Raw genomic sequence first — 26,820 nt, 5'->3', positions numbered from 1 at the left:
AACGCGAGACCGCCGGTGCCTAGCGTGGAGGCACTCGGGCTGGACGCCGGCGAGGTGACGGCCTGGATTCACGAGACGCGCCAGCGGATCGGGAAACAGCCTCTCGGCCGTGACGGGGGTTCCAGGGGGTCGCCCCCCCTGGGCTAACACAGCCCGTGACGGGGGTTCCAGGGGGTCGCCCCCCTGGGCAGACACAGCTAGCCCAAATATGTCTCGAAGCCCTTCGCCAGGGACTCGGCTATGCGTTGGCGGAAGGCGGGGTCTGCGAGTTTGGCGGCGTCGGTCTTGTTCTGCATGTTGCCGCACTCGATGAAGACCTTGGGGACCTTCGACATGTTGAGGCCGCCGAGGTCGTCGCGGCGGTCGATGGCGTTCTTGCCGAGGTAGTTGGAGTACGGGATGCCGGTGCCCTGGTGGTAGGCGTCGCGGAGGGCCTTGCCGAGCTTGGCGGAGCCGGTGACCATCGCGGCGTTGCGGCCGATGGAGAGCGGCTCGATGATGTGGAAGCCGTGGCCGGACGCGGAGGCGCCGTCGGCGTGGATGGACACGGCGGCGTCGGCCTTCAGGCGGTTGCCGAGGGCGGCGCGCTCGGTGATGCAGGGGCCGACGCCCTTGTCGTCCTCGCGGGTGAGGGCGACCTTGGCGCCGCGGGCGCGCAGGAGCTTCGCGAGGCGGTTCGAGACGTCCCAGGTGAAGGCGTGCTCGGCGTAGCCGGACCGGGTCTCGGTGCCGGTCGTGTCGCACGCCTTGCTGCCGTTGCCGATCTTGACCTGCTTGTTGATCTCGGACGGGTGGGCGGCGTTGCCGCCGTTGTGGCCCGGGTCGATCACGATGGTGCGGCCGTCCAGCGGGCGGCCGCCGGCCTTCGCGGCGGCCGGTGACTGCTCGTCGGGCGCGGCCGGGGCCGTCGGCGGAGGCGCGGGGTCGTCAGCGGACGCGCCGGAGGAGCCGGTGCACGCGGTGAGCGCGCCCAGGCACAGCGCGAGACCGGCGGCCATCGGGCCGCCTCGATGGATTCGCACAGGCCGATTCCTCCGTGATGACTTCGTTACCGGGGACCCTGACAGTCTGCACGGCGGCGGAGGTTCGTCAAACGCGGTCCGCGAAATCAGCGGAGCGGGTCCTCCTTGCCGAGCAGCGCGGCGAGGGCGCGCGCCTCGTCGGCGTCCAGGCCGAGGACGACGCGGGGCCGCCCCCAGGGGTGGTCGATGGAATGCGCCACATAGCTGGCGACGGACTCCGACACCTGCTCGGCGAGGCCGCGGGCGTTGCGCCACTCCGACCACGCGCGTTCCAATTCGCTCGCCGCGCGCTGCGCGCACGACACCAGTTCCGGATCACGCACGAGCTGAACCCCCCAGTGGACTTTCCCGACGTCCGGCCCGGCCGGGCGGCCTCCCCCGAGGCCGCCCGGATGCACCCGTCGGACGGTGAGTCCCATTAACCCCCCGGCGGCGGGCCGGGGACCGGCGAATGCGGCAGGCTTGGCCAGCCCCTTACCCGTCGAAAACCGGTTCCTGAACGATCGACGCGGCCGCGGGCGGCCGCGGGCACCGGTCGCGCGGGCGTGCGTGCGGGAGCGTGAAGAGGCGGGGGGACGTCTCGGGTCACCGGGGGAGGCGGGTCACGGGGCGGGAACGGGCCCCGTCGTGGAGCGCACCACGAGGTGCGGGACGACCAGGTTCTGCCGGGCGTGCCGGGACGGGTCGCCGATGCGCGCGGTGAGCAGTTCGGCGGCCACCCGCCCCATGTCGCGGCGCGGCTGGTCCACGCTGGTGAGGGAGATGTGGCGGATCGCGGCGAGGTGGGTGTTGTCGTAGCCGACGATCGACAGGTCGGCGGGCACCCGCATGCCGAGTTCGTCGGCGGCCGAGAGCGCGCCGGTCGCGACCAGGTCGTTGGGAGCGAAGATCGCGGTGGGGCGGGCGTCGCGGCGCAGCAGGGAGCGGGCGGCGCGGTAGCCGCCGTCCTCGGTGAAGTCGCCGGTCTCGACGACGATCTCGGCGGCCAGCCCGTGCCGGCGCATCGCCTTCTCGTAGCCGGCGCGGCGGTAGTGGGCGGTGGTGGAGCGCGCTCCCTCGATGTGGGCGATGCGGCGGTGGCCGAGTTCGACGAGGTGGTCGACGGCCAGGCTGGCGCCGAGTTCGTCGTCGTCCACCACGATGTCGACGCCGTGGACGTCGCGCTCGCCGACGACGACCACCGGGACGCTCGCCGCGGCCTCTTTGAGCGATTCGGGGACGACGCTGAGCAGCACCAGCCCGTCCACCCGCATCTCCAGGAACGCCTCGACGGCCTCCGCCTCGAACAGCGGGTCCCACCGGCCGCTGCCGACGAGCATCCGCAGGCCGGCGCCGTGCAGGCTCTCCTGGAGCCCGTCGAGGAACTCGGCGAAGAACGGGTTGTGCAGGTCGGCGACGATGGCGCCGATCAGCCGGGTGCGGCCCTCGACCAGGCTCCTCGCGACGGCGTTCGGCCGGTAGCCGAGCTCCCGGGCGGCCTGCAGGACGGCCTGCCTCCGGCGCTCGCTCACGTGCGGCGACCCCCGCATCACCAGTGAGACGAGCGACTTCGACACTCCGGCGCGTTCGGCGACGTTGCGGATCGTCGGTTTCGGCGCCGGCACCGCCCTCCCCTCCTCGCGCGCGGCGGGAGAGGATCCGCTGCGCGGCTGGGGCACCGCGCCCTCTCCCTGCCTGCCGTACGGGGGATTCGGTTCATCAGCTGACATGGCACTCCGTCCGGGGGGACCTGCAGGACCTGCCGCGACGACGCGCCGCCGGGGGAACCGGCGCGCCGACCTCCGCTCGGGAGGAGATGCCATGATGCCGCGCCTTCCGCCCGAATCGTCGCAACCGGGAGTAACGGGCATACGCCAAAGGTGGTTCGGGCCTGTGGTGTTCCGGATCACAGTCGTGTCCGCGGCCGATCACGACCCGGTGAAAAGGACGTCCCGCGCCCGGTCGGCGCGGCACGGCTCCGGGCCCGGCTCGGATACGCTGCCCAGGTGGGAGATCGTGCGGTGGCCGGCGGCAAGGCGCAGGGCCGACGGAGCGGCGGCGGACGGGGCCGTCGCCGGCTCAGCGTGGACGAACGGCGGGACGAGCTGATCGACGCGGCGCTGCAGCTGTTCAGCACGCGCTCGCCCGAGGACATCTCGATCGACGACGTCGCGGCCGCGGCCGGCGCCTCCCGGGCCCTCGTCTACCACTACTTCGGCGGCAAGTACGAGCTGTACATCGCGGCGCTCGGCAGCGCGGCGAAGAAGCTGTCGGTGCTGCTCGAACCGCCGACGGAGGGCAAGCCGCTCGACCGGCTGCGCATCTCGCTGAAGCGGTACTTCGACTTCGTGGAGAGCCACGCGGCCGGCTACACGGCGCTGCTGCGCGGCGGCCCCGCGGACCGCTCCGGCGAGGCGGGCGAGATCGTCGACGGCATCCGCCGGCTGCTGCTGGACCGCATCCTGCACTCGCTGGACGTGGAGGTCCCGCCGCCGGTGCTGCGCATCACGCTGCGCTGCTGGATGGCGACCGTGGAGACCGCCGGCCTGGACTGGCTGGAGAACCGGGACGTGCCGCGCCCCGAGCTGGAGCGGCTGCTCGTCGACCAGCTCGTGGCCATCATGCAGACTGCCGGCCGCCACGACCCGGGCACCGGCGCCCTGTTCGCCCGCCTCTCCCAGGAGGAGCTGGGCGACTGACCGCCGCGGCCGTAACCGCTGTGGTCGTAACCGCTGTGGTCGCAACAGGTGCGGTCGTAACCGCCACGGTCCTGACAACTGTGGCCGTAACAAGTGCGGCCGTAACTGCTGTGGCCGCCGGGACTGGTGTCCGGTTGTGGACGATTGAACCTAAGGTGTCCGAAATTCCGTGCAGGCCGGCATCCCACCCGCGGGATCCGCGGGCGCGACGCCGGCCCGAACGGCGTGCTCGGTACCGGGCCCACGGTTCTCGGATGACCGTGGTCCCGGCCGGTCGTCCAGGAGACCCCTGGAGCGTCCTTCGCGCGCGAGGTCGCCCAGCGGCCTCCCGGCCGTCCCCCCTTGGTGCCGTGCGCGTTACTCCGAGCGCTGCTGCGGGATGCCGGCGAGCAGCGCCCGCACCTCCGCCTCGCGGTAGCGACGGTGCCCTCCCAGCGTCCGGATGGACGTGAGCTTTCCCGCCTTCGCCCACCGTGTGACGGTCTTGGGGTCGACGCGGAACATCGTCGCCACCTCCGCCGGCGTCAGCAGGGGCTCGGCCTCTGGCGTACGTGCTGACATGTTTGCGGCCTCTCCTCCGTGGACCGATGACAGCGATCCTGCGATTGATCCTCGCGTGGTCACTGATGTCCCCTATGGCCCGAAAGAGCCACTATGACATCACAACGTGTAACCTTGCCACCACTCAGCGCAACAAGCAAGTTCCTGGCGGTAGTTGCGTGCAAACATCCCCGCGACGGCGGGGTGTCGCACCTGAGCGGCGAACAGTGGGTCACGCTGCGTGATTCTAGCGACACGTATAGTCGTATCGCGCGCGGATTCGGGAAATTTGTTTTAGTTCGCGGCCTCCAGCGCCCGCACGGGCCGCCAGCGGGCCAGCAGTCGCTTGTACATCGCGACGGTCAGCTCGGCCTCGCCGCGCTCCATCCCGGTGAGGGCGACGGTCATCTCGGCCACCGACTCGTCCGCGCTGAGGGTCCGGTCGTCCAGCAGGTGGACGAGGCCGCCGTAGTCGAGCTCGACCAGGGAGCCGGGATGGAACTCGCCGAGCCACCGGGCGAGCGTCTCCAGCCGCCCGGCCGACAGGAGGTAGACGTCCTCGGAGCCGTCGCCCAGGTTCTCGCGCACCACCGGGAGCGCCGTCGCCACCCGGCGGCGCGCCTCGCCCATCGAGGTGACGTAACTCAGCGTGCGCGCGGGCGCGGCCGTGGCCGGGCCGTGGCCGGGCAGTTCCTCGGCCGCGTCGGCGGACTTCCGGTACCCGGTCCCGGGCGTGCCGAGCATCAGGCACCGCTCCCCGCGCGCGAACGGCACGAACCAGTCGAGCGGGACGTGCCAGGTGCTCGTCAGTATGTGCGGCCGCAGCGGCCGCCCGGCGCGCTTCCACTGCTCGAACTCGCTCATCGCCCGCTCCGCCACCGGCGGCGGGACGAACGCCGCCGCGACGCCGGCGGCGTGCTCGTTGCGGAACCGCTCGAAGGCCAGCCACGAGCGCAGCCGCGTCCCCCACGGGCACACGTAGATCATGTCATCGAGGCGGCGCACGTAGGCGTCCCGGCTCTCCCGCTCGGGGACGACCTCGGGCGGCGTGCCGACCAGCCTCAGCGCGGCCTCGCGGTGTTCCACACCGAGCGCGTGGATCCGCCGCGGGCGCCGCCTGGAGTCGGCGTAGACCGTCCACAGTGTCCGCGCGGGCTCCGGGAAGGCGGTCACCGGTTCATAAACCCGTAGGTACGCGGCGTACGGAAGCACAACCGCATCGTGACATGAGATCAGGGCGGACGGGGGGCCATACCGCGCCCTAGTCTGATCTAGAGACAGAGAGGAGGGCACTACCGTGCCTAATGTCTTCGGGGCGCCCCACAAGGGCACCGAACCCCGACACGAGCAGGTCGTCTTCTGCCAAGACGAAGCCAGCGGCCTGCGCGCCATCATCGCCATCTACTCCACCGCGCTGGGCCCGTCCCTGGGAGGAACCCGCTTCTTCCCCTACGGCACCGAGGAAGAGGCACTCGCCGACGTGCTGAACCTGTCCCGGGGCATGGCGTACAAGGCCGCCATGGCCGGGCTCGACCTCGGCGGCGGCAAGGCCGTCATCATCGGCGATCCGGCCGTCGACAAGTCCGAGGCGCTGCTGAGGGCGTACGGACGCTTCGTCCAGTCGCTGAACGGCCGCTACTACACGGCGTGCGACGTCGGCACGTACAGCGAGGACATGGACATCGTGGCGCGGGAGTCCCGCTACGTCACCGGACGGACGGTCGCGCACGGCGGCGCGGGCGATTCCTCCATCCTCACGGCGTTCGGCGTGTTCCAGGGCATGCGGGCCGCCGCCGAGACGATGTGGGGCACGCCGAGCCTCCACGGCAAGCGGGTCGGCGTGGAAGGTGTCGGGAAGGTCGGTCACCGGCTGGTGGAGCACCTGCGCGAGGACGGCGCGGACGTCGTGGTCTGCGACGTGAACGAGGCGGCGGTCGACCGGGTCCGGTCACTGCACCCGGAGGTGGAGGTCGTCACCGACGCCGACGCCATGGTCCGCGCGGATCTCGATGTGTACGCACCCTGCGCGCTGGGGGGCTCCCTGAACGACGACACCGTTCCCGTGCTGCGGGCCAAGGTGGTGTGCGGCGCGGCGAACAACCAGCTCGCCCACACGGGAGTGGAGAAGAGCCTCGCCGACCGGGGCGTCCTGTACGCGCCCGACTACGTGGTGAACTCGGGCGGTGTGATCCAGGTCGCGGACGAGATCGAGGGCTTCAACTTCGACCGCGCCAAGGCCCGCGCGTCCGGCATCTACGACACGACCAGGAAGATCTTCGCGCTGGCCGCCGACGACGGCGTCCCGCCGGCGGTGGCCGCCGACCGGCTCGCGGAGCGCCGGATGTCCGAGATCGGCAGGCTGCGGGGGATCCTCCTCTAGAGCGGCCTAGGGGTCCTTTTGGGCTCGGCCCCGGTCTGGACAGTGGGGCTTCCTGACTCGTTTAGACCGTTGCAAGACCGTTGTAAGGGCCGCCGTGGAGCGCTGTACGACCGTCCCACGGCGGCCTGGGCATGTACTCGTGACCACCGGATACACTGTTGTTATCAGCAACAGGAGCGCCGCCACGTACCGTCGATGTACCGAGCCAGGCGCAAAACGGGTACGGTTGTACCCGTGACTGACGCATGGCTCATCAGGCACCGGTTCGTGTGGTACACGCGCGCGTTGATGGGCCCACGAAAGCCCTGACCATCGAGGGGGTCGAGCCAATGGGTCGCGGCCGAGCCAAGGCCAAGCAGGTGAAGGTTGCCCGGCAGCTCAAGTACAACACCGGCAACACGGACCTCGACCGCCTGAAGGACGAACTGGGAGTCACGGACTCCGGTGACGACTCGTACGACGAGCTCGCCGAGAAGTACGCCGACTACGCCGATGACTACGGCACGGAGCACCGCAAGGACGGCACCTCCGGTTGACCGGCCGACAGAGCGCCACTGCCCGCCACGGGCAGTGGCGTTTGTCGTGACTTCTCCAGTTCGGCGCGGTTTTCCCTCATGGGGGGTGTGCGAGTCATGGTTTCCGTCGGCCGCCGAGAGGGCCCCTGAGGCACCTTCGGCGGCGCACGCTTCCGTGGTGACGGTTGAGGGCTGAGAGGCGCTCAGCGACCCTCTCAGCCCGTCCCACCCGGCGTCCCCGCCTTTTCGGGCCGCGCCCCGCCGGACGGTGGGGCGGCGGGCCGCGCGGCTAGCGCAGGACGGCGGCACCGGTGCCGTCGGTGATCTCACCGAGCGCCCAGGCGGGCACGCCGCGCGAGGTCAGCAGGCGCAGCGCCGCGTCGGCGCCGTCCGGGCTCACGATCGCGGCCATCCCGACGCCCAGATTGAACGTCTTGTCCATCTCGGGCTGCGGCACGCCGCCGTGGCCCTGCAGGACGCGGAACAGGGCCGGGACCTCCCACGACGAGCGGTCGAGCACCGCGTCCACGGTCGGCGGCAGCGAGCGGGCAAGGTTCGCCGCCAGCCCACCGCCCGTGATGTGCGCGAACGCGCGCACCCCGCCGGCCTGGATCAGCGCGAGGCAGTCCTTGGCGTAGATGCGCGTCGGGGTGAGAAGTTCCTCACCCAGCGGACGGCCTAGTTCGGCGGGCTCGGACTCCAGAGTCAGGTCAGTCGTGGCCAGGATGTGCCTGACGAGCGAGTACCCGTTGGAGTGGATGCCCGACGAGGCCATGGCGAGGACGACGTCCCCCACCTGGACGCGGTCCGGGCCGAGGATCTCGTCGGCCTCGACGACGCCCGTCCCCGCGCCCGCGAGGTCGAACTCGTCCGGCTCCAGGAGACCCGGGTGCTCGGCGGTCTCACCGCCGACGAGGGCGCACCCGGCCAGGGCGCAGGCGTCCGCGATCCCGCCGACGATGTCGGCGATCCGTTCCGGGACGACCTTCCCGCAGGCGATGTAGTCGGTCATGAACAGCGGCTCGGCCCCGCATACGGCGAGGTCGTCGATGACCATGCCGACCAGGTCGTGCCCGACCGTGTCGTAGACGCCGAGGCGCCGCGCCAGGTCGACCTTGGTACCGACGCCGTCCGTGGACGTCGCGAGCAGAGGACGCCTGTACTTCAGGAAGGCCGAGGCGTCGAAGAGGCCCGCGAACCCGCTGACGTCGTCGACGACCTCCGGGCGCCGTGAACGGGCCACCCGGGACTTCATCAGCTCTACGGCGCGTTCGCCCGCGGCGATGTCGACACCGGCGGCCTCATAGGACGTCAACGCCCGACCTCCAGCAGGTGCTTGCCGCGAGCGTCCTGCTCCACCGGGATGGGGTAGACGCCGTCGAAGCACGCCCGGCACAGGTTGTTCTTGGGGATCTGCGAAGCGGAGATGAGCTCGTCCAGGGAGATGTAGCCGAGCGAGTCGGCGCCGATGGAGTCGCGGATCTCCTCCACGGACAGGTTCCCGGCGATCAGCTCGGCGCGCGTCGCGAAGTCGATGCCGTAGAAGCAGGGCCAGGCGACGGGCGGGCTGGAGATGCGCACGTGCACCTCGGCGGCTCCCGCGTCCCGCAGCATCCCGACGATGGCGCGCTGGGTGTTGCCGCGCACGATGGAGTCGTCCACCACGACCAGGCGCTTGCCCTCGATCGCCTCGCGCAGCGGGTTCAGCTTGAGCCGGATGCCGAGCTGCCGGATCGTCTGGGACGGCTGGATGAACGTCCGCCCGACGTAGGAGTTCTTCACGAGGCCCTGGCCGTAGGGGATGCCGGACGCCTCCGCGTACCCGATCGCGGCCGGGGTGCCCGACTCGGGCGTCGGGATGACCATGTCGGCCTCGACGGGGTGCTCGCGCGCCAGCCGGCGGCCCACCTCGACGCGGGTGGCCTGGACGCTGCGCCCGGCGATCGTCGTGTCGGGCCGCGCCAGGTAGACGTACTCGAACAGGCAGCCCTTGGGGCGCGGCTCGGCGAACCGCTCGGACCGGACGCCGTCGCCGTCGATGGCGACCAGCTCGCCGGGCTCGATCTCCCGGACGAAGCGCGCGCCGACGATGTCGAGCCCGGCCGTCTCGGACGCCACCACCCAGCCGCCGGCCTCCAGGGAGCCGAGGACGAGCGGCCGCACGCCCTCGGGGTCGCGGGCCGCGTACAGCGTCCCCTCGTCCATGAAGACCAGGGAGTACGCGCCGCGGGTGGCCGGGAGGATCTCCCGCGCCGCGGCCATCGGGCCGCCCTCGCCGTGGTGGGCGAACAGCGCGGTGAGGACCTCGGTGTCGGTCGTGGCGGTCAGCACGCCCGGCTCCAGCCGCGCGGCCAGCTCCGGGGTGTTGATCAGGTTGCCGTTGTGGGTGAGCGCGAGGCCGCCCGCGTCCGTGGACCGGAAGGTGGGCTGGGCGTTCTCCCACGTCGGCGACCCGGTCGTCGAGTAGCGGCAGTGGCCGACGGCGATGTGGCCGCGCAGCGTGTTCAGCACCGACTCGTCGAAGACCTGGGCGACGAGGCCCATGTCCTTGAACACGACGATGCGGGAGCCGTCGCTGACGGCGATGCCGGCCGATTCCTGGCCGCGGTGCTGGAGCGCGTACAGGCCGTAGTAGGTGAGCTTGCTCACCTCGGCCCGCGACGCCTGGTCGGCGGGGACCCAGACGCCGAAGACCCCGCAGGCGTCCTGGGGAGCGCGGTCGGAGGGATCGATGTCGTGGCTCAGACGTCCGTCACGGAGAGGCACGCTCGCCAGTCTAGATGCCCGATTCACCTGCTCCGATCGGTGGCATGTCTTAACGGACCTTTACCCCCTGGAACCACGGGCATCACGCGGTTCGGGGGAATCTGGGGACGACACGTGGAGGGGACACATGACGCTGCCCGGGTACCAGACCTACGCGCCGCCCGCACCGCCGCGGCGCAGCGGGCTGGCGAGGGCCTCGCAGGTGCTCGGAATCACCGGACTGGTGGGGCTCGTCTTCTGCCTGGTGGGCTTGATACCCGCTCTCGTAGGGCTCGCTCTGGGAGTGGTCTCCCTCGTCCGGCGGGACCCTGACCGACGGCCTGCCGTCGTAGGGGTCGTCTGCTCCGCCCTTGCGCTCCTCATAGGCGGGGGCGTGGGCTTCTGGCTGTTGAGCAAGGCCGTGCAGTGCGCGGACGAGACGAGGTACCCGGACGAGACGTCACGCCGGGGCTGCGTCGAGCGCGAGTTCCCCTATGCGCGAGCGGACGTCCAAGGCGCCGGTGCGGTGCGGGGCGCTAGTGAGGGTCACTCGGCCAAGGCCCGGACGGCGTCCTCGTTGAGCGCGGACGAGTACACCCGGAAGTCGTCCATCAGCCCGCCGAAGCCGGGCTTGGTGAGTTCGCTGCCCAGGTAGATGGGGCCGGACGGTGTGACGACGGGGTGCTCCAGGGGGGCGGCACCGTCCAGTACGCCGTTGACGTAGAGGAACATCCCCTGGGTGTTCACGACGAAGGCGACATGGGTCCATTCCCCCAGCGACAGCCTGATGTGACTGTCGACATAGTCGGGGCCCTTCACGGTGAACAGCTGGACCCGCAGCCGCATGGCGTCCGGGTAGAGCCACAGGCCGAGGCCCCGGGCGTCGTCCTCGGCGACCGGCTTGTAGACGAGGCTGCGCCACTCGCCGGTGGGCGCCTCGGTGACCTGGACGAAGAACGCCAGGCTGAACCCGAACACCTGGCTGAGGACGAGTTGGGGCACGGCGGGGATGACGGCCCGGTCGCGCCCGCTGAGCGACAGCGCCTCCCCCTCGCGGCCGGGGACGATCCCGGCGGTCTCGTCCAGTTCGGCGGCGGGCCCTGCCCCGGTCGCGTCCGCGACCGTGCGGCCGTCCACGGTGTCGACGTCGAACGTCCAATGAGCGATCAGCACGGGGATCACCTCCAGCAAGGCGGATACTCCCGCACGGGAAGGTTTCAGTCGATGGGTAGAGGAAGATAGCCCGTCAGGTCCGCGCGCGCGCCACTGGCCCGGACCCGTCCGTCCGCGACCGCGTCGGCCCAGGCCAGCCGTCCCGTCGCCAGCGCGATCCAGGTCGCGGCGTCCATCTCCACCACATTCGGTGGTGTACCACGGGTATGGTGCGGGCCGTCGATGCACTGAACGGCGGCGTGTGGAGGGACCCGGACCTCCACCGAGCGGCCGGGCGCCGACTCGGCGAGCCGGTCGAGCAGGAACCGCACCGCCCCCTTGACCACCGGCCGGGATGGTTCCGTGCCCTCCGCCTCGGCGGCGAGGACGGTGTCCAGGGCCGCGCGACGGAGCGCGGCGGGCTCGTCCGCGCCGGTGTGCGGCGGCAGGCCGAGCGCGGCGCGCTGCTCGTTCAGGACGGCGGAGGTCAGCGGAGATCGCGGCATCGGGACCGACGCTACCCCGTCCGTCAGGGTGAACGCGGAGCCGGCGGCGGACGCGGGTGGGGGGCCGCTCCGGCACGGCCGGCCCGGACAGGCGGTAGAAATGGACCCCGGTGCCAGGCATGGGAGTGAGTTGAACGGGGAGCCGGGGACGCGCGTCCCCGGAGGACACGGAGGTTCGTGAGATGCCCGAGGCGCTGCCCCTGCAGCCGGGTGACCCGCGCAGGCTCGGCTCGTTCGAGATCACGGGCCGGCTCGGCGTCGGTGAGCAGGGCGCCGTCTTCCTCGGCAGGGACCCGGCCGGCGGCCACGTCGCCGTGAAGGTCCTGCACGTGCGGCTCAGCGGCGAGCCCGTCGCCCGGTCCCGGTTCGCCGGCGCGTTCACGTCCGCCCGGAAGGTCTCGGGGTTCTGCACGGCGGCGATCCTGGCCGCCGACGTGGAGGGCGACCGCCCCTACGTGGTGAGCGAGTGGGTGGACGGGCCGTCCCTCCAGCAGCTCGTGGACGAGGAGGGCGTGCGCGGCGGCGCCGTCGTCGAGCGCCTGGCGGTCGGTATGGCGGTCGCGCTCGCGGCCGTCCATCGTGCGGGTGCTCTTCATCACAACCTGAAGCCGGCGAACGTCCTGCTGGGGCGCAACGGCCCGCGGATGAGCGACTTCGGTATAGCGCACGCTCTGGAAGCGGTGAACGTCGCCTTCAGCGGCCACAACACCGAGGACCCGTCCTACAAGGCTCCGGAGCAGTTGAGCGGTCTGGGCATCGGCCCGGCCGCGGACGTGTTCGCCTGGGCGTCGACCCTGCTTTTCGCCGCCACGGGCAAGGCGCCGTTCGGCGAGGGCTCGCCATCCGAGGTGATGCAGCGCATCGTCTACGACGAGCCCGACCTGTCGGACGTCCCCGACGCCGTGCGGGAGGTGATGGCGGACGCCCTGTCCAAGGACCCGGCCGCCCGTCCCACGGCCCCGCGCATCCTTGAGCGGCTTCTTGGCTCGGACAGTCCGCTTCCTGCCCGCATGCCACCGTCGATGGTGGAAGAGGGACGCGCCTTGGCCGCCGGCCCTGCGGCAGGTCCCGGGGGCGCCCGGAAGGACGTCCCACCGGCGGCGCCGTTGCGTTCCCCCATGGGCGTCCCAGTACCACCTATGGGCGTCCCAGCGCCTCCCATGGGTCCTTCGGGCCCGGCCCACCCTCCCGCACCACCGATGCCTCCGCCGCTGCCCATGGCTCCTCAAGGGCCACCGGTACCTCCTCCTCCGGTCGCCCAGCCTGGGCCTTTCGGGCCACCAGGGCCGTCCGGTCCGCCTCGTCCGCCTCAGGAGGGGGCGTCGCCGTCCCTTCCCCTCCTCGGCAAGCTCTCGCGCACCCGCAAGGCCCGCCGCGACCCGGAGCCCGCACCCGAGCCGCCGCCCCTGGCCGACCTGGACCCGGCGGCCTTCGAGGCGACCGCGATGTTCGGCGCCGTCGGCCTGGACCGTCCGGCCGGCTCCGCCGGGCGGGAGGAGCACCCCCGGTCGGACGAGACCACGAGGTTCGATCCGGTCGCCGCCGACCCGACGGCCGCGTTCGACGCGGTGGCTCCGGACCCGACGGCGACGTTCGACGCGGTCGGCATGTACGACCACCCGCCCACCGGCGGCGACACGGCGGGGAACCTCATCCCCGGGCTCGGCCATGGGCGCGACGGCGGCGGGCATCGTTCCTCACCGCTGTCCTCCCTCGCGCGCATGCGCCGCCCCAGCAACCATGTGCTCGGGCTCGCCCTTTCGCTGTTCATCGGCGTCAGCGTCGGCATCGCCATCATCGCGCTGGTGCTGTGGCCCCAACTCAAGGGCGACGATGGGCCGCCCCCGGACAGCGCCAACGCGTCCAACAACCGTCCGGTGACAACGATCCCGTCGTCCTTTGCGGGCACCTGGAAGGGGACTGTGGTCAACACCAACCGCAATGTCTCCTTCCCAGTGGAGGTCACGTTCCAGACAGGCGGCACCACGGCCCAAGCGGTGTATCCGCGTGAGGGGTGCAACGGCACGCTCACATTGGCCAGGGGCACCGAAAGCGCGCTGAAGATGAACCTGGCCATCGGCAAGCCGTGCACGAGCGGGGTCGTCGAGATCACCCGCCAGCCGGACGGGACCCTGCAGTACACGTGGAGCAAGCCGGGCACGAAGCTCGCCTACGGCGGCCGGCTCAACCGCGACTGACCGGCGGACATAGGGCCTCATATCCGGCAATACAGTCAGTTTGTCGTCTCTTATCAGGACAGTTCCGCTAGGGTTCCCCTCGGTCGAGATCATCGGCCTTGTTGGCGGGGCCCGCCGCTCGCGGTCCCCCGGCAGAAGGAGAGGCCGTGCGGGCTGTCCACCGAAGGCTGCTGTTGGCCGGCGCGGTCGCGACGAGCCTCGCCGCCGCCGCGGCGCTCCCCGCGTTCGCCGGCGACTCCGCGTCCCTGGTGCGGGTGACGGCGGCCGAGGGCACCCCGGTGCCCGGCCAGTACATCGTCACGCTGAAGCCCGGAGCGTCCACCGACACCGCCGCGAAGAACGTCAGGGCGTCCGGCGTCAAGCGCTTCGACGGCGTGCTGAACGGCTTCGCCGCCAAGCTGACGGGCGACCAGCTGGACAAGCTGCGCCGCGACCACCGCGTCGCCGCGATCGAGCAGGACCAGGTCGTCCGGGCCACCACCACCCAGCGCTCACCGCTGCCCTGGGGCCTCGACCGGATCGACCAGCGGTCCAGGAAGCTCTCCAAGACCTACTCCTACACGTCGTCCGGCAGCGGCGTGAACGCCTACGTCATCGACACCGGCATCGACGTCCGGCACAAGGAGTTCGGTGGCCGCGCCTCCGTCGCCTGGACGGCGAGCAGGTTCGGCGGCAACGGAAGCGACTGCAACGGCCACGGCACCCACGTCGCGGGCATCATCGGGGCCAAGACCACGGGCGCCGCCAAGTCGGTGAAGCTACGGGCACTGCGCGTCCTCGACTGCAACGGCTCCGGCTCGATGTCGGACGTCGTCGCCGCCGTCCAGTGGCTGCGCACCCATGCCGCCAAGCCGGCCGTGGCGAACCTGTCCCTCGGCGGACCGAAGTCCTCGGCGCTCAACACCGCCGTGATGAACCTGTCCAAGTCCGGGGTGTTCGTGTCCGTGGCCGCAGGCAACGACAACAAGGACGCCTGCAACTTCTCCCCGTCCGGCGCCGGATGGGTCATGACGGTCGGCGCGACCACCGTTTACGACAACCGCGCCGCGTTCTCCAACTGGGGCAAGTGCGTCGACATCAACGCACCCGGTTACGGCATCTGGTCCACCTGGCCTGGCGGCGGCCTGAAGAAGGCCAGCGGAACGTCCATGGCCGCTCCCTACGTCAGCGGCGTGGCGGCCCTCTACCTGTCCACGCATAAGAAGGCGACTTTCCCGCAGGTGCAGAAGTGGCTGAACGACAACTCCACGCACAGTCTCAAGAAGCTGCGGTCGCAGCCCAATCGGCTGCTCTACAAGGGCAAGCTGTGAGTCCGGTCACGTAGGATGGCCCGGCTCCCAGCAAGGGAGCCGGGCTTCGCGCGTACGCGCCGTCCCACCGGGCCCTTGGGTCTACCCTTGGCGAGGCTGGACGGTTCTTTAGCTTTCATTGACCTTCGGGCCACCGGACCTCCGTACCTACGGCCATGACGAGAGGAGAACACGTGGAGACCCCCGCCTCCACATGTCGGCCCACCGCCCGCCGGCGAGGTGGACGACGCGCCGCCGCGGCTCTCGTGGCCATCGCCACGGCACTGCCGCTGCTCGGCACCGCGACTCCGTCGGCGGTGGCGGCACCCCCCGCGGCCGTCCCCATGGATCCGGGCGACAGCGCCAAGTTCGCCAAGCTGAACCGCCAGATCGCGCAGCTCGACAGGGAGTACGGCGGCGACCTCGCCAAGCTGCGGGACGCCCAGTACGCCGCCCAGAAGGCGCTGAGCAAGTCCAACGCCCTGCAGAAGGACCTCGTCGAGGCGCGCAACCTCGTCGCCCAGCTCGCGGCCACCCAGTACATGACCGGCGGCCAGGACCCGACCGTCACCTTCGTCACCGACGCGAACCCGACCGACCTCCTCAGCAACGCCACCCTGGTCAGCCACCTCGCGCAGAACAAGGCCGCGAAGGTCTCGCAGATCCAGAAGCTCGTCGACGACCAGCTCGCCGCCCGCAAGCAGGCGCAGCAGAAGATGACGGAGCTGAAGAAGGAACTGCAGGACCTCAAGAACCGCAAGGCCCAGATCAAGAACCTCGTGAAGAAGTACAAGCCCGAGTCGCCGAGCGTCGGCATGGGCGGCGTCACGCCCCGCATGCTGAAGGTGAAGAACACCCTCGACGTGGAGTTCGGGCCCTTCCCCACGATCGGCTGCGTCCGCCACACCGCCGACCCGCAAGACCACGGCACCGGCCACGCCTGTGACTTCATGGTCACCACCGGCGGCGCGATGGCCTCCGGCAGCGCCCAGTCACTCGGCGACCAGACCGCCCAGTACGCCATCTCCCACGCCAGCGCCCTCGGCATCAAGTACGTCATCTGGCGCCAGCGCATCTACGACATGCGCAGCCCCGGCTGGCGCACGATGGAGAACCGCGGCGGCGTAACCGCCAACCACTACGACCACGTCCACATCTCGGTCTTCTAGACGTATCTCGCTCTGAGCAGGGCCGCAGCTCACGAGATCTCCCGAGAGGGCACATCCAGGGCACTCGTGCCCGGAATCGTTCCCCAGGTGTCATCAATCGCCTTGCGCATCCTGTCCCGGCTGGACGGCATGAGGTGCGTGTAGGTCCGGAGCGTGAAACCGGGGTCAGCGTGCCCGAGGAACTCGGCGAGCGCCCGGATGTCTACGCCCTGCTCCAGCAGCACACTGGCGAAGTGATGCCGCAGCGCGTGGAACCCGTTGTCCCGAGTTGCCGGAACATCGGCGCGCACGAGGGCCGGTTTCCAGACGAAGCGGTTCCACTCGGTGCGATGGATTGCCGTCCCCTGCCGGGTCGTGAAGATCAGCCGAGCCGTCACCGGGTCACCGTCCGGCGTCTTCCACGGCAGAGTCACGGGCACGGGCGGGTAGTTGTCCGGCTGCATGTGCTCGGCCAGGAGCAGCCGCAGCGACTCCGGTAGTGGGATGTCGCGTTCCTTGCCGCCCTTGGGCAGAGCGAACACCTTGCGCCGGCCCTTGAAAATCTTGATCTGCCGTCGAACGTGCACGACCCGGCGAAGGAAGTCGACGTCTTCCTCGGCCAGGCCGAACGCCTCACCTTGCCGAAGTCCGAGCCGTGCCCCAACTGCCACCATCACCGCGTATCGCTCAGTGATGGCGCTACCGACCGCCGCCGCCCGTTCGACCGGCCACGGTTCGAACTTCCGCCCGTCCCGCCTGGGCGCACGCACCGACGAGGCGCGGCACGGGTTCTTGATGATCACGCCGTCGTCTATGGCCGCGTTGAAGACCGTGGACACGTGCGCGAGGATCACGCGGACGTAGTTCGGCGCGATCACCTGCTGACGTCCCCGCAGCCACGCTTGCATCAGGGACGGCCGCTTGGACAGCACGCCGAGCTGCTTGTCTCCGAGGTCCGGATAGACGTGCAGGCGTAGCCGCTGCTCGATGGCGTCGCGGGTCCCTTCGTCGAAGGTCTGGGCGGCAAGCCACTGCTCGGCGTACTCCCGGAAGGTGATCTTCCCGGCGTTCGGGTCGACGTACATCCCGGAATCGAGGTCCGCTTTGACTTTGGCGTCGAAGGCATCAGCGCACGTGTTCGGGTCCTTGCCCGCCTTCTTTGCGAAGTTGCGCTTGCACTGCTTACCGTTCTCGTCACGCCAGCGGACTTGCCAGCGATCTCCCTTGCCGTGATCCGCGCTGGGGAACTGCTTGTGTTCACGGCATCGAGGCATCGCCTTGCCCTGCTCGTCGCCACGAGGCTTGGCCGTGTGCCACCGGTCGTAGACGGCCATTACGCGGCCTCCTGCTGCTGGCGGAACCAGTCGAGGACATCGGCGGGCAGGTAGCGGAGATGACGCCCCACCTTGGCCGCTTTGGGTCCAGTGCCGAGGTAGCGCCACTGATGGAGCGTGGCCACCGGGACGCCGAGGAAACGAGACACCTCCTGTGGAGTCCATGTTCGGTCGACCGGCAGGTTCACTACCTCGGTGCTTGGCGCCCTGTTCACGCTGCCTCCGCAGTTGCCGAAAGTTCTGGGGTGGGGTTGTGGGTCGCGGCGTCGAGCTGGCGGCGCCGTTGGATGCGTTCGTTGATCAGCAGGAGAAGCCGTTGCTCGGCCGGTTTCACGTCCGGGTCGCCAGGCCCCGCCCGTTCCCAGACGTGGACGGCCTTCGGATCAGCCGGATTCGACACGGGGACGCCAGCCTCAGCGAGCCGGGAGAGGACCCAGGCTTTGCGGTCGGCTTTGTGGTCGGCGAGGGTCTTGCCGGACCATTTGCGGGAGACAAGGACGCGGCGGCCGCCGTAGCCGAGGTGCTCGCGTCGGTGTGCCTTGCCCTTGCAGTAGCCCGGCGTCATGCCCTTGCGCGCGTTCTTGGGCTGTACGCCGTAGCGCAGCCAGTTCGCGCACGTCGGCGAGCAGGGTTCGTAGCGGAGTGTTTCGGCCATCCGGTCGACGTGTTCGCGCTGCGCGCCAGTGTCGGCGTTGTGGCATTCGGCGACGCCCTTGACGAGGTACTTGGTCAGGTAGCCGATGCAGCGCCGCGAGTCGGGAGAGTCGGCCAGGACGCCTTGCGCGTCGATCTGCCGCCCGAACCTGACCACGTGGAGCGGTTCGGCGTCGTCGTCCTGGCCGAGGGCATCCAGCGCTTCATCCCAGGTGGGGAGGACTTCACCGGTGGCGGGGTCGAGGTAGCCGCCGCCGTCCTCGCCCGCGATGTCGTCCCAGACGGGGAGGTGTTCGCCGTCGAAGACGACGCGGTCGGTCGGGGGCCACCACACTTGGTGGTAGGTGGCCGCCACCACTTGCCGCAGTTCAGCGCGGGAGATGGTTCCGCGTATGGCCATGTGCAGGTGCGGTGCGAGACGGCGTTGCGGTTCGACGGCGGCGAAGTACTGGACGTCGTAGCCGACGAACCGGCGCAGGTTCTGCACGAACCGGTCGACGAGCTTGGAGAAGTGCAGGGCGTCACGGGCAGCCCGCGTGTAGTCGTAGGACTCGGGGTCGACCGGCGTACCGTCACCGCGCACCCGCCCGTAGGAGTCGAGCGTCAACGTCAGGAACAGCGAGGGCCGGAAGGTCTTCCCGTCCCGACCCCAGAACACCTTGCCGACCGTGCGGGAGTCGACCGGACGACGAGGAAGGTCGGGCGCATCTTGGCGCCGTCGAGTCGACCGGGTGCGCCGGCCCCTTGTCTCCTCACCGGTCTTGAGGGAACCGCGGACCCCGGTCCGTTCAAGCTCGTTGTCCAAGTCGCGGATCACCGCGTCCCAGAACGAGGCGTCTTCCCCTTCCGCCGCGCCGTCCTCGGCCGCGCGGTCACGGGCTGCCGCAGCGTGCGCCCGCAGTTCCATCCACGCTCGTTGTTCGGCGTCGGGGTCGGCGCGCGTGATGACCGGTTCCTCGGTCAGGTGCCAGCCCTGGCGACACTGCACGGCCCGGAGCTTGCGCTTGCGCTCAGCGCACGACGGGCAGACCGAGGCGAGCGTGTGACCGCACGGCACGTAGACCATTTCCGCCGCGCCCGTGTTCAGGTCGACCCGCCGCATGGGGACCGGCCGGACGCAGACACCGTGTTCGACCGCGACCGCTTCCAACACGCCCCGCGCCAGCGGAGCCAGCGTCTTGACGACCGGCTCCGGGCCGGGTTCGGGTGCCGGCGAGGGCGGAGTGTCGTCGGAGGTGTCGTCGAGGGTGGGTTGCCTCACGCCGCCTCCACATCGGGCACGCCGTAGGCGACCATGTCGCGTATGTCGGAGTCGGAGACATAGGCCGCCCGGACCCGCACCGGATCAGGCGAAGTCTCCAGTCGGACGAACCCGACGCCCGCGCCGATCTCGGGGACGGAGGAGATCTGGTCGGCAAGGGCGCCACGGTCGCGGGCACCGTCGCCGAGCACCATGTCCACCTGCTCGTCTTCATCCAGGCGCAGGGCGATGCGGTCGGGGAACAGGTTGCGCAGGTTGTTGACCTCTTTGCGTGCGTCCTGCTGCGCCCCGATCACGCAGTACCCCACCGAACGCCCCTGACTGGTGAGCACGGCAAGCGCCGACTCGGCCCGCTTTCTCAGGTCCCGTTCGGGGCAGTAGGCGGTCAGGAACGCCAGCTCATCGACCACGATGACCCGGAACGGGTGCTCATGCGAGGGCGTGAACGACCGTGTGACACCGGCGAACTGTTCGGCGCGGGCGTTCATGTCCTCGGCCGCCGCTTCGAGGAGTTCGACCATGCCGCCCTTGGGGTCATCGCTGTACCGCCCGTACCGCTCGAACAGCGGACGCCCGAAGGACAGCTCCATCCGTTTGGGGTCGACCGCCCACACCTCCACCAGCCCCGCGAGCATCAGCGGCAGCACCGCGCGAATGGTCGACCAGATGACCGAGCCCTTGCCGGCCCCCGTCGCCCCCGCGATCAACACGTGCGTGCCGAGGAGCCGCAGCCGCCATGGCGACCCGTCCTCGCACCGTCCGATCACCACGCCGGACAGGTCGACGTCGGAGCCGTCCGGGACGGGCAGGGCGGGGATGGGGACGGCGAGGGCGTCGCGGCGGACGAATTCCAGCCAGATGCGGCCTGGACGGTCCCCGTCGCGGACTCGGACGAGGGTTGCGCCGAAGCCGTGCGCGAGGTTGACCGCGACCCGTTCCCACGCGTCCGGGGCCTGCCCTTTGAGCATGCGGACGAGCACCCGATCCGAGGTAGGGCCGCAGCGGGCCTTGACGAGGGAGGGCAGGTACTCCCGGCCCTTGTGGACCTTGGTCAGGCCAGCGGTGACCAGGACGGGTTGCCAGTCGCGCCGGTAGACCGCGACGAGCCGCCACCGGGCACGGGCGGGACGGGCGATCCAGCGGACGAAGGACCGGCGGTCCACCACCGCCCACACACCTAGCGCCACGGCGACGAGGGCCAGGACCAGGACGGGGACGAGCCAGCCGAAGCGGTAGCCGAGCCAGCCCAGGGCGGACAGGACGGAGACGGGGACGATGTTGCGGACCAGGAACATGATCGTCCGGACGAGGGCGCGGACGGTGTTGACGATGAGCACCAGGCCCTCGGGCATGTGCCACACCGGAGGCGCCCACTTCGGGGCGGCGAACGGGTCACGCTGCGCCTCTACCGCGACGTTGTCACCGGGGCGCAGTTTGCGGAACTCCCAGGCCATAACCTGGACACCTCTTCTCTTTCAAAGCTGTGGGAGAGCGAGAGAAGCGGGGCGGCCGGAGGTACCAGCTCCAGCCGCCCCACCCGCTTTCAGGCCGCCGTGTCTTCGGCGGGCACGCCCTGGGGGTTGTTGAGGGCGTGGAGCCGTTCCACCTCGGCCGCGTACGCCGCGAACGACTCGGCGAGCTTGCGCGCGACCCGGACGTCTTCGGCGGTCGGTGACGTGGCCCTGGTCGGAGCGATGGTCACGTGGGCGTAGCTGTGCGTGATGGAGATCTGCGCCCGGTTCTTGCCGCGCGGGTACAGCACCGACACCCGCTCGTCCGGGTGCATGCTCACCGACGTCAGCGCCGTCCCGTCCGGCTCGACCTGAACCGTGGTGTAGCTGTAAGCACCCATCAGGCAGCCGCTCCCTTCCCGGACGAGCGGGCCGAGGAGGACCGGCCCAGCGAGGGGCGGCGGCCGGACCGGTACAGCCGCTCCACCTCCACCGCGTACGCCGCCGCCTGCTCGGCCAGCCGCCGCGCGAACTCCACGTCCCCGGCGTTCAGCCGCTCGGGAAGGGTGAGGGTCACCAGCACCCGCCCCGCCGAGACGGTGAACAGCGGCGTACGCGCCCGGAACGCCCGGAACTCGGTCGAGGCCGCGCCGTCGATGGGCAGCGACAGCGCCGACATGCGCCCGCCCGCCATCACGCGGCCTCCTTGCCCGCCGCGCTGTCCTTGCCCGAGCGGTTCGCGCCGCCCTTGAAGTTGGCCGGACGGACAGCGCTCGCCTTCAGGGAGTAGGCCAGCCGTCCGGTACCGGAGTTGACGTACGGCGTCACCATCAGCCCGTCGAACTCCACCGGCACGAACGGGAACCCCGCCGGAGCCTCCGGCACCAAAGGCTGCACCGGCGCCGACAGCTTCACCTTGAACGTGCCCTTGGACTCGGGGTCGGCGTCCAGCACCTCCACCGCCCACACCAGTTCCCCGGAGTCCTTGTCCCGCGCCTGCACGAAGTTCTCACGGGTCGACCGGTCGAAGTCCCGCACCGCCTCCACCCCGCCCTTCACGAACGCCCCGAACGGGAACACGTCCCCGAACGCCACCTTGAACGGACCCTGCACCGCCATCGCGGATCACTCCTGTCGATCGATCTTCCTGACGACAACTCGGTTTGTCGAGTTGCTGTATCGACAGACTATGTGAGGGCGAGCGATTTACAAGGGGGTGTAAGTCGACTTATCGAGTGATCTGAATCACAGTCCGTAGGACTCTTCGAGCACGTGCAGTGACCCCGGGAGGGCGGCCTCCACGACCAGGACCGTGCGGCCGGTGGAGTCGACTACCGATCCCAGCACCGACAGCACGGGCTCGCCCTCCACCAGGTCGAGGGACCGGCGCTCTTGGTCGGTGGCACGTCGAGCACGAAGGCGCTCATCGACGCGCACCAAGCGGTCCTTGGCGTGCGCGGTCAAGAGCTGGCGGACCGGAACCGTCAACAGCCCATCTTGGTCCAGGCCCGAGGCCCGCGCGACATCCAGCGGAGTCCACAGCGAGACGAGCTCACTGGCGATGGAGTCGTACAGCCCCACGTATCGCCGCAGGTGGACAGGTGCCGACTCGGCCAGTCCGAGGAGCATCGCCACCGCGTTCGGAGCAGGTACGCGGCTGACCTCCACCAACATGACCGACGAGGCGGTTTCCTGTCGATCCAGGACGGCCAGACCGGGCCGGCTGCTACGCGCCCCAGACGAGGGAGCGGCCTTAACGAAGGTGCCCCGCCCGTGTTCACGATGCAGTTCGCCCAAGAGCTGCATCTCATTCAAGGCACGAACCACCGTGGGACGCGCCGCCCCGAACTCCCGCCCAAGCGCCGACTCGGAGGGTATCCGCGCGTTGACGGGATAGGTCCCGTCCTTGATCCGAGCGCGAAGCGTCTCCATGATCTGGACGTACTTCGGAGCGTACGAAGCGTGATCTGACACGATGTCCTGCCAACAGCTCGACAATACGAGTACCCCCAGGAAACCAGACGTCACCGGCGCTGTCACGACATCACTGGTTCCCGAGCAGGCAGTTCCTCGCCCAACCACCTCAGCAGCGCCCACCAGGGCCCACGCCCGCCCTCACGCACCGCCCGCCCAACCCAGTCCAGAGGTCACCCCGATCCGGGAAGCCCAAGGAACGACTGAACCCCCGGCGAGACTCGCAGCGATCAACTGCGGTACGCCGGGGGCTCAGCTCAACCCTTGATGACGCAGGCCCGAGCAATCCACTGGACGAGGTCTCCACACGAAAGGCCGTGCGGCTATTCGGGCCTTGGATTCTCCTGAACGGCCGTGAGACTTGTGGTGCCTGGGGCCGCGGAGTGACTTTGACGCCGGGTTGAGTTGGTTGCCGCCCGCCCCGCGGGCGATTGAGGAACCCCACCAGGCCGGGGGAACCGGCGGGAAGCGCTCCGCAGGGCGGGGGCCGTCTACGGGACGGCGGTCGGGCGGGTGGGCCTGTCAACGTGCGGGAGACCTCCCACTACCGGACGGCCGACCGTCCGCGCGGCGGAGAGCATGAACGCGTGATCGACGGCGATGCGCGCCCAGACGAACTTCCCTTCGCCCAGGCTGCACCATCCCCAGCCGCCGGACGCGAACGCCTGAACGATGATCAGGCCGCGCCCGCACTCGGCGCCGTCGACTGGTGTTTGCAGCGCGGGGCGTCCAGGGTGCCCGTCCCACACGCATAGCTCTATGCCAGCGTCGATCCGGCTCACCCAAGCGCGGATCGTGGTGCCCTTGCAGAGCGTTGCGGCGTTGGCCGCAAGCTCACCCATGATCTGGCAGGCGTCGCTCGCGTAGGCAGCGAGTCCCCATCCCTCCAGGGCTTCGCGCACCAGAGCACGGCTCAGATACACGCTTTCGGGACCGGCTTTCGTGAGCGTCTGCACGCGCAGATGCGCCGACTTGTCCATCAGAGCCGTTGCGGTCATCGAAGGTCGCCTTCCCCGCCGGCGACCGGGCCCGCCAGCATGCCCGCCAGCACCGCCGGAGCCGACTCGACGTCGTCGACCGGCGCCACCCGCTCACCGGAGTCAGCGCGAACAAACCACCACACCCCGCCGAGCCGCTCACACCCCACGGGCACCGACCGCGCACGGTCCGCGCCGCTCACCACCAACAACAGCGGCGGCCTTCCCGCCTGGCTCGCCAACCCACACGACAACGGCTCCCCGCCCCGCACGATCACCGCGTCCAAGGCCGCCAAGTGCAACCGACGCGCGCCAACCGCGTGATTGAGCCGACCAACGGGCCCACCGTCATCGACGGCGCCCGATCTCATTGGGCCAGTGACCACACTGGCCTTTCCCGTGTCACCCGCCATGACAACGCCTCCCTCTCCATGTAATTCGGATACGGCGACATGGGGTCTTGTCGTCACCCTGACTCGCGGCCCGCGCGAGAGCCGAACCGGATGACGACCGCCCGCGGCATGCCGCCGGACTCGCCGCCTTACGCCACCTCGGCGCGGCTCACCCCGCCGCACTCAGTGCAGTTCTCCCGCCGTCGTTCCGGCCCGCGTCCGATGCCACCTCGCGCGACCAGCAGGTCAAGCCGGGACGACACCCAGGACCAGCCACGCCCCATGCACGAACCGCAGGGGGTCTCACGAGTCGGCTCGGTCTCTCCGGGACGAGGGATCACCAGTCATGCCTCCTGAAGCCGCATGATCAACTGTGGTCGGATGCCGTACGGTGTTGCTTGTCATAGAGGCAACCAGTCATCACGTTCTGTCAGCACCGCTAACCAGCCCCTTTCCCGCCCCCAACCCGCCCCTTTCGCCCTCTGTGAGGCAAGGCCGGATGCCCGACGCGATCCCCAACGTGCAACTCACCGCTTGGCGTGAGGCGAGGTACTCGACTCGCGCGGATATGGCCGAGGCCGTCAACCGCACATCCACGGCGATCGCGAAGGGGTTGGTCTGCGACGAGGAGCGGCTTCGCCGTTGGGAACGGGGAGAAGTGCGCTGGCCGCATCCTCCCTACCGGAAAGCACTCCAAGAGTTGACCGGCCGGACGGCTGAGGAACTCGGCTTCGTCCCACCCGCGAAGCAGAAGGAGCGCAGCCGTTCGCGCACGGAACTCGCGCCCTCCTCGCCCGCAGAGGCAGATCCCGACCACTTCGAGACGGCCGAGTTGGCGCATACGGCCGAACTCGCTCGCCTCACGCAGTGGGTAACCACGAGCGGCACCAACGAAGAGGCCATTGCACGGCTCGCAAGATCAACAGGGTCCCTTGCGGCATCCCACACCCAGGTTCCGGCGAGAAGACTGCTCCGCGAAGTGGTCCAACTGCATCGCCGTACGCAGGAACTCTTGGAACGTGGACGTCACCGGCCCCGCCACGTGCGAGAACTACTCAGGATCGATGCCGACCTTCTAGCCCACGCCGCCGTGATCTTCGGAGACGTCAATCTCGACCACGCCGCCGAGGAGTACGCCGCAGCCGCGCTCATCCTGGCCCAGGAGGCAGGAGCCAACGAGTCCCTCGCCTGGTACGCCCAGGCCAAGACGGCACGCTGGCAGAACCGATTCATCGAGGCAGCCGACCTTGCCCGGCAAGGCTTCGAGGCCAGTGCGCCCAACCCGATGAAGACACAACTCGCCTGGTACGAGGCGAACGCCGCCGCTCTCCTTGGAGACAAGACCAGGGCACGCGAGGCGGTGAACCGTGCCGAGCGATCCGCCGAGGCCGGCCACGACACCCCCTCTGATCTCTCGGTGTGGTCCTTCCCGACCGAGCGCCAAGCCCTGTTCTCCCTGTCGGTGGCCACCCGAACCGGTGATCTGGACGGCGCGCTACAAGCAGCCGAGATGGCGGACAGCGCATGGGCAGCGGGCGCCCCGGTCGCTCCCGCGAACTGGGCTCAGATACGTGTCGGCACCGGAGTCGCCCACCTGCTGAAGGGCGACCTGGACGGCACCGCCGAGGAACTGACCAAGCTTCTAACACTGGACCCCGGAATGCGGCTTGCGACCGTCACCCGCTACCTCGGCGACCTGGACCGCCAACTTGGTCGAGCACGCTTCCAGCACAGCCCGCTCGCTGCGCAGCTCAGACAGCAAATCCGTGACTTCAACGCCGCCGCCCTGACCGACGACGCAGATATGGAGAGCCCATGAGTCCGCTGCCTGCGCAGATGACTGACCGCTGGCGGAACCGCGAGGAACCCGGACCAGGCCAAGGCACGGTCTATTGGCACATCCTCATGAGCGGCCATCCCGAAGCGCAGGAACTCGCGCAGACGGCTCAAGAGCGGCTCGCCCCCTTCTCCGGCCTGCACTTGACCCCCGCTGCGTGGCTACACGTGACCACCCACGTCGCCGGCCCCTCCGACGAGATCACCGACGACCAGCAACAAGACATGCTCGCCATCGCAAGAGGTCTCCTCAGCAAGACCCCGCCCGTCGAGGCGACGCTAGGCCGGATCCTGTACCACCCCGAAGCCATCGCCGTCGCCGTCCATCCCGTGGGACCCTTGACCCAGATCCGCGAAGCCGTCCAGGCAGCCACCCTCAAAGTGACCGGCAGCGAAGGAACGCCCGAAGGCCGAGCCACGTGGGCCCCGCACATGACGATCGCCTACAGCGAGACGGACCAGCCAGCCGAGCCGATCATCACCGCACTTGGCCGAGAGCTTCCAGCACGCCAAGTCACCATCGACACCGTCACCCTGGTCGTGCAACGCGGAGCCGAACGACTCTGGGACTGGCACCCCGTAGGACAAGCCCACCTACTCGGCCATCCCTGACCGGCCCACGTCCGTCCGCGCGGGACACAACCCTTGATCATTGCCGAATTAGGCTGTTTGAGATCAAGGGGCGGCGGCGCTCAGGCCGCTGCGCGGCCCCGCGCCAGGCCGCCCGGAGCGTGCGGCGTGGGCGCCGGTCACCGGACGGCCGCGCCG

27 protein-coding genes are annotated in these 26,820 nt (G+C 70.0%); 8 read left to right on the top strand and 19 right to left on the bottom strand.

Going from position 1 to position 26,820, the window contains the following annotated elements:
- Positions 1 to 197: 197 nt before the first annotated feature.
- From AB0K34_RS36795 to AB0K34_RS36785, 3 genes are all read right to left on the bottom strand, one after another.
- Entirely contained in the window at positions 198 to 998 is an 801-nt protein-coding gene (locus AB0K34_RS36795) for an N-acetylmuramoyl-L-alanine amidase (RefSeq protein WP_138639919.1), read from the bottom strand.
- A 110-nt stretch (positions 999 to 1,108) separates the two neighbouring features.
- A complete protein-coding gene (locus tag AB0K34_RS36790; protein ID WP_138639918.1) occupies positions 1,109 to 1,345 on the bottom strand; it encodes a hypothetical protein in 237 nt (78 codons plus the stop codon).
- Positions 1,346 to 1,624: 279 nt separating this feature from the next.
- Positions 1,625 to 2,626: a LacI family DNA-binding transcriptional regulator gene (locus AB0K34_RS36785; protein ID WP_138639917.1), complete on the bottom strand. Its 1,002-nt coding sequence runs from the start codon at positions 2,624 to 2,626 to the stop codon at positions 1,625 to 1,627.
- Positions 2,627 to 3,007: 381 nt separating this feature from the next.
- Here AB0K34_RS36785 and AB0K34_RS36780 point away from each other — a divergent pair, with 381 nt between their 5' ends.
- Positions 3,008 to 3,700 carry a TetR/AcrR family transcriptional regulator gene (locus tag AB0K34_RS36780; protein WP_240808332.1) on the top strand — a complete coding sequence of 231 codons (693 nt, stop codon included), beginning with the start codon at positions 3,008 to 3,010 and terminating at the stop codon, positions 3,698 to 3,700.
- A 357-nt stretch (positions 3,701 to 4,057) separates the two neighbouring features.
- Here AB0K34_RS36780 and bldC read toward each other — a convergent pair whose 3' ends face one another.
- Positions 4,058 to 4,261: a developmental transcriptional regulator BldC gene (bldC, locus tag AB0K34_RS36775; RefSeq protein WP_012850682.1), complete on the bottom strand. Its 204-nt coding sequence runs from the start codon at positions 4,259 to 4,261 to the stop codon at positions 4,058 to 4,060.
- A gap of 273 nt (positions 4,262 to 4,534) precedes the next feature.
- A complete protein-coding gene (locus AB0K34_RS36770) occupies positions 4,535 to 5,452 on the bottom strand; it encodes a hypothetical protein (protein ID WP_138639916.1) in 918 nt (305 codons plus the stop codon).
- An 85-nt stretch (positions 5,453 to 5,537) separates the two neighbouring features.
- On the opposite strand from AB0K34_RS36770, the gene AB0K34_RS36765 reads away from it, so the two are divergent.
- On the top strand, positions 5,538 to 6,620 hold the full coding sequence (locus AB0K34_RS36765; RefSeq protein WP_364553392.1) for a Glu/Leu/Phe/Val dehydrogenase dimerization domain-containing protein: 1,083 nt from the start codon (positions 5,538 to 5,540) through the stop codon (positions 6,618 to 6,620).
- A gap of 329 nt (positions 6,621 to 6,949) precedes the next feature.
- Complete coding sequence (locus AB0K34_RS36760) at positions 6,950 to 7,156, top strand: DUF3073 domain-containing protein (RefSeq protein ID WP_089328938.1); 207 nt, start codon at positions 6,950 to 6,952, stop codon at positions 7,154 to 7,156.
- Between the two features lie 268 nt (positions 7,157 to 7,424).
- On the opposite strand, the gene purM is transcribed toward AB0K34_RS36760, so the two are convergent.
- From purM to AB0K34_RS36740, 4 genes are all read right to left on the bottom strand, one after another.
- Positions 7,425 to 8,450, bottom strand: a complete 1,026-nt coding sequence (gene purM / locus AB0K34_RS36755) for a phosphoribosylformylglycinamidine cyclo-ligase (protein ID WP_301174746.1) — start codon at positions 8,448 to 8,450, stop codon at positions 7,425 to 7,427.
- Positions 8,447 to 9,901 carry an amidophosphoribosyltransferase gene (purF, locus tag AB0K34_RS36750; RefSeq protein WP_138639913.1) on the bottom strand — a complete coding sequence of 485 codons (1,455 nt, stop codon included), beginning with the start codon at positions 9,899 to 9,901 and terminating at the stop codon, positions 8,447 to 8,449. The genes purM and purF overlap by 4 nt, the downstream gene beginning before the upstream one ends.
- Positions 9,902 to 10,426: 525 nt before the next feature.
- Positions 10,427 to 11,053: a LamG domain-containing protein gene (locus AB0K34_RS36745; RefSeq protein ID WP_171069303.1), complete on the bottom strand. Its 627-nt coding sequence runs from the start codon at positions 11,051 to 11,053 to the stop codon at positions 10,427 to 10,429.
- A 44-nt stretch (positions 11,054 to 11,097) separates the two neighbouring features.
- The gene (locus AB0K34_RS36740; RefSeq protein WP_364553391.1) at positions 11,098 to 11,538 is read right to left on the bottom strand and encodes a sterol carrier family protein; all 441 of its coding nucleotides are present in this window, start codon (positions 11,536 to 11,538) and stop codon (positions 11,098 to 11,100) included.
- Between the two features lie 182 nt (positions 11,539 to 11,720).
- Here AB0K34_RS36740 and AB0K34_RS36735 point away from each other — a divergent pair, with 182 nt between their 5' ends.
- The 3 genes from AB0K34_RS36735 to AB0K34_RS36725 all read left to right on the top strand — a co-directional run bounded on the left by AB0K34_RS36735 (position 11,721) and on the right by AB0K34_RS36725 (position 16,194).
- Entirely contained in the window at positions 11,721 to 13,736 is a 2,016-nt protein-coding gene (locus AB0K34_RS36735) for a serine/threonine-protein kinase (protein WP_364553389.1), read from the top strand.
- A 146-nt stretch (positions 13,737 to 13,882) separates the two neighbouring features.
- Positions 13,883 to 15,046: a S8 family peptidase gene (locus AB0K34_RS36730; protein ID WP_138639014.1), complete on the top strand. Its 1,164-nt coding sequence runs from the start codon at positions 13,883 to 13,885 to the stop codon at positions 15,044 to 15,046.
- A gap of 173 nt (positions 15,047 to 15,219) precedes the next feature.
- Positions 15,220 to 16,194 carry a hypothetical protein gene (locus AB0K34_RS36725; RefSeq protein WP_301174750.1) on the top strand — a complete coding sequence of 325 codons (975 nt, stop codon included), beginning with the start codon at positions 15,220 to 15,222 and terminating at the stop codon, positions 16,192 to 16,194.
- A gap of 29 nt (positions 16,195 to 16,223) precedes the next feature.
- Here AB0K34_RS36725 and AB0K34_RS36720 read toward each other — a convergent pair whose 3' ends face one another.
- From AB0K34_RS36720 to AB0K34_RS36675, 10 genes are all read right to left on the bottom strand, one after another.
- Entirely contained in the window at positions 16,224 to 17,507 is a 1,284-nt protein-coding gene (locus AB0K34_RS36720) for a site-specific integrase (RefSeq protein ID WP_364553386.1), read from the bottom strand.
- On the bottom strand, positions 17,507 to 17,656 hold the full coding sequence (locus AB0K34_RS36715) for a helix-turn-helix domain-containing protein (RefSeq protein WP_281259391.1): 150 nt from the start codon (positions 17,654 to 17,656) through the stop codon (positions 17,507 to 17,509). Before AB0K34_RS36715 ends, AB0K34_RS36720 begins: the two co-directional genes overlap by 1 nt.
- A 62-nt stretch (positions 17,657 to 17,718) precedes the next feature.
- A complete protein-coding gene (locus AB0K34_RS36710; protein ID WP_364553393.1) occupies positions 17,719 to 19,335 on the bottom strand; it encodes a replication initiator in 1,617 nt (538 codons plus the stop codon).
- A gap of 83 nt (positions 19,336 to 19,418) precedes the next feature.
- On the bottom strand, positions 19,419 to 20,876 hold the full coding sequence (locus AB0K34_RS36705; protein WP_364553385.1) for an FtsK/SpoIIIE domain-containing protein: 1,458 nt from the start codon (positions 20,874 to 20,876) through the stop codon (positions 19,419 to 19,421).
- Positions 20,877 to 20,965: 89 nt separating this feature from the next.
- Positions 20,966 to 21,274, bottom strand: a complete 309-nt coding sequence (locus AB0K34_RS36700) for a hypothetical protein (RefSeq protein WP_364553383.1) — start codon at positions 21,272 to 21,274, stop codon at positions 20,966 to 20,968.
- Complete coding sequence (locus tag AB0K34_RS36695; RefSeq protein ID WP_364553381.1) at positions 21,274 to 21,567, bottom strand: hypothetical protein; 294 nt, start codon at positions 21,565 to 21,567, stop codon at positions 21,274 to 21,276. Before AB0K34_RS36695 ends, AB0K34_RS36700 begins: the two co-directional genes overlap by 1 nt.
- Complete coding sequence (locus AB0K34_RS36690; protein WP_364553380.1) at positions 21,567 to 21,992, bottom strand: plasmid replication, integration and excision activator; 426 nt, start codon at positions 21,990 to 21,992, stop codon at positions 21,567 to 21,569. Before AB0K34_RS36690 ends, AB0K34_RS36695 begins: the two co-directional genes overlap by 1 nt.
- Before the next feature lie 126 nt (positions 21,993 to 22,118).
- Complete coding sequence (locus AB0K34_RS36685; protein ID WP_364553379.1) at positions 22,119 to 22,805, bottom strand: GntR family transcriptional regulator; 687 nt, start codon at positions 22,803 to 22,805, stop codon at positions 22,119 to 22,121.
- Positions 22,806 to 23,338: 533 nt separating this feature from the next.
- Positions 23,339 to 23,845 carry an ATP-binding protein gene (locus AB0K34_RS36680; protein ID WP_364553377.1) on the bottom strand — a complete coding sequence of 169 codons (507 nt, stop codon included), beginning with the start codon at positions 23,843 to 23,845 and terminating at the stop codon, positions 23,339 to 23,341.
- Entirely contained in the window at positions 23,842 to 24,111 is a 270-nt protein-coding gene (locus tag AB0K34_RS36675) for a hypothetical protein (RefSeq protein WP_301174756.1), read from the bottom strand. The genes AB0K34_RS36680 and AB0K34_RS36675 overlap by 4 nt, the downstream gene beginning before the upstream one ends.
- Before the next feature lie 604 nt (positions 24,112 to 24,715).
- Here AB0K34_RS36675 and AB0K34_RS36670 point away from each other — a divergent pair.
- Both AB0K34_RS36670 and AB0K34_RS36665 read left to right on the top strand, forming a co-directional pair.
- On the top strand, positions 24,716 to 26,035 hold the full coding sequence (locus AB0K34_RS36670) for a hypothetical protein (protein WP_143228102.1): 1,320 nt from the start codon (positions 24,716 to 24,718) through the stop codon (positions 26,033 to 26,035).
- On the top strand, positions 26,032 to 26,664 hold the full coding sequence (locus AB0K34_RS36665; protein ID WP_364553374.1) for a 2'-5' RNA ligase family protein: 633 nt from the start codon (positions 26,032 to 26,034) through the stop codon (positions 26,662 to 26,664). The genes AB0K34_RS36670 and AB0K34_RS36665 overlap by 4 nt, the downstream gene beginning before the upstream one ends.
- Positions 26,665 to 26,820 lie beyond the last annotated feature (156 nt).

Origin of the sequence: Actinomadura sp. NPDC049382 (assembly GCF_040677125.1) — a bacterium.
Classification (GTDB): Bacteria; Actinomycetota; Actinomycetes; order Streptosporangiales; family Streptosporangiaceae; genus Spirillospora; species Spirillospora geliboluensis.
Note: the sequence above shows the minus strand (reverse complement) of the source record. Positions and strands in the feature narration are given on the sequence as shown.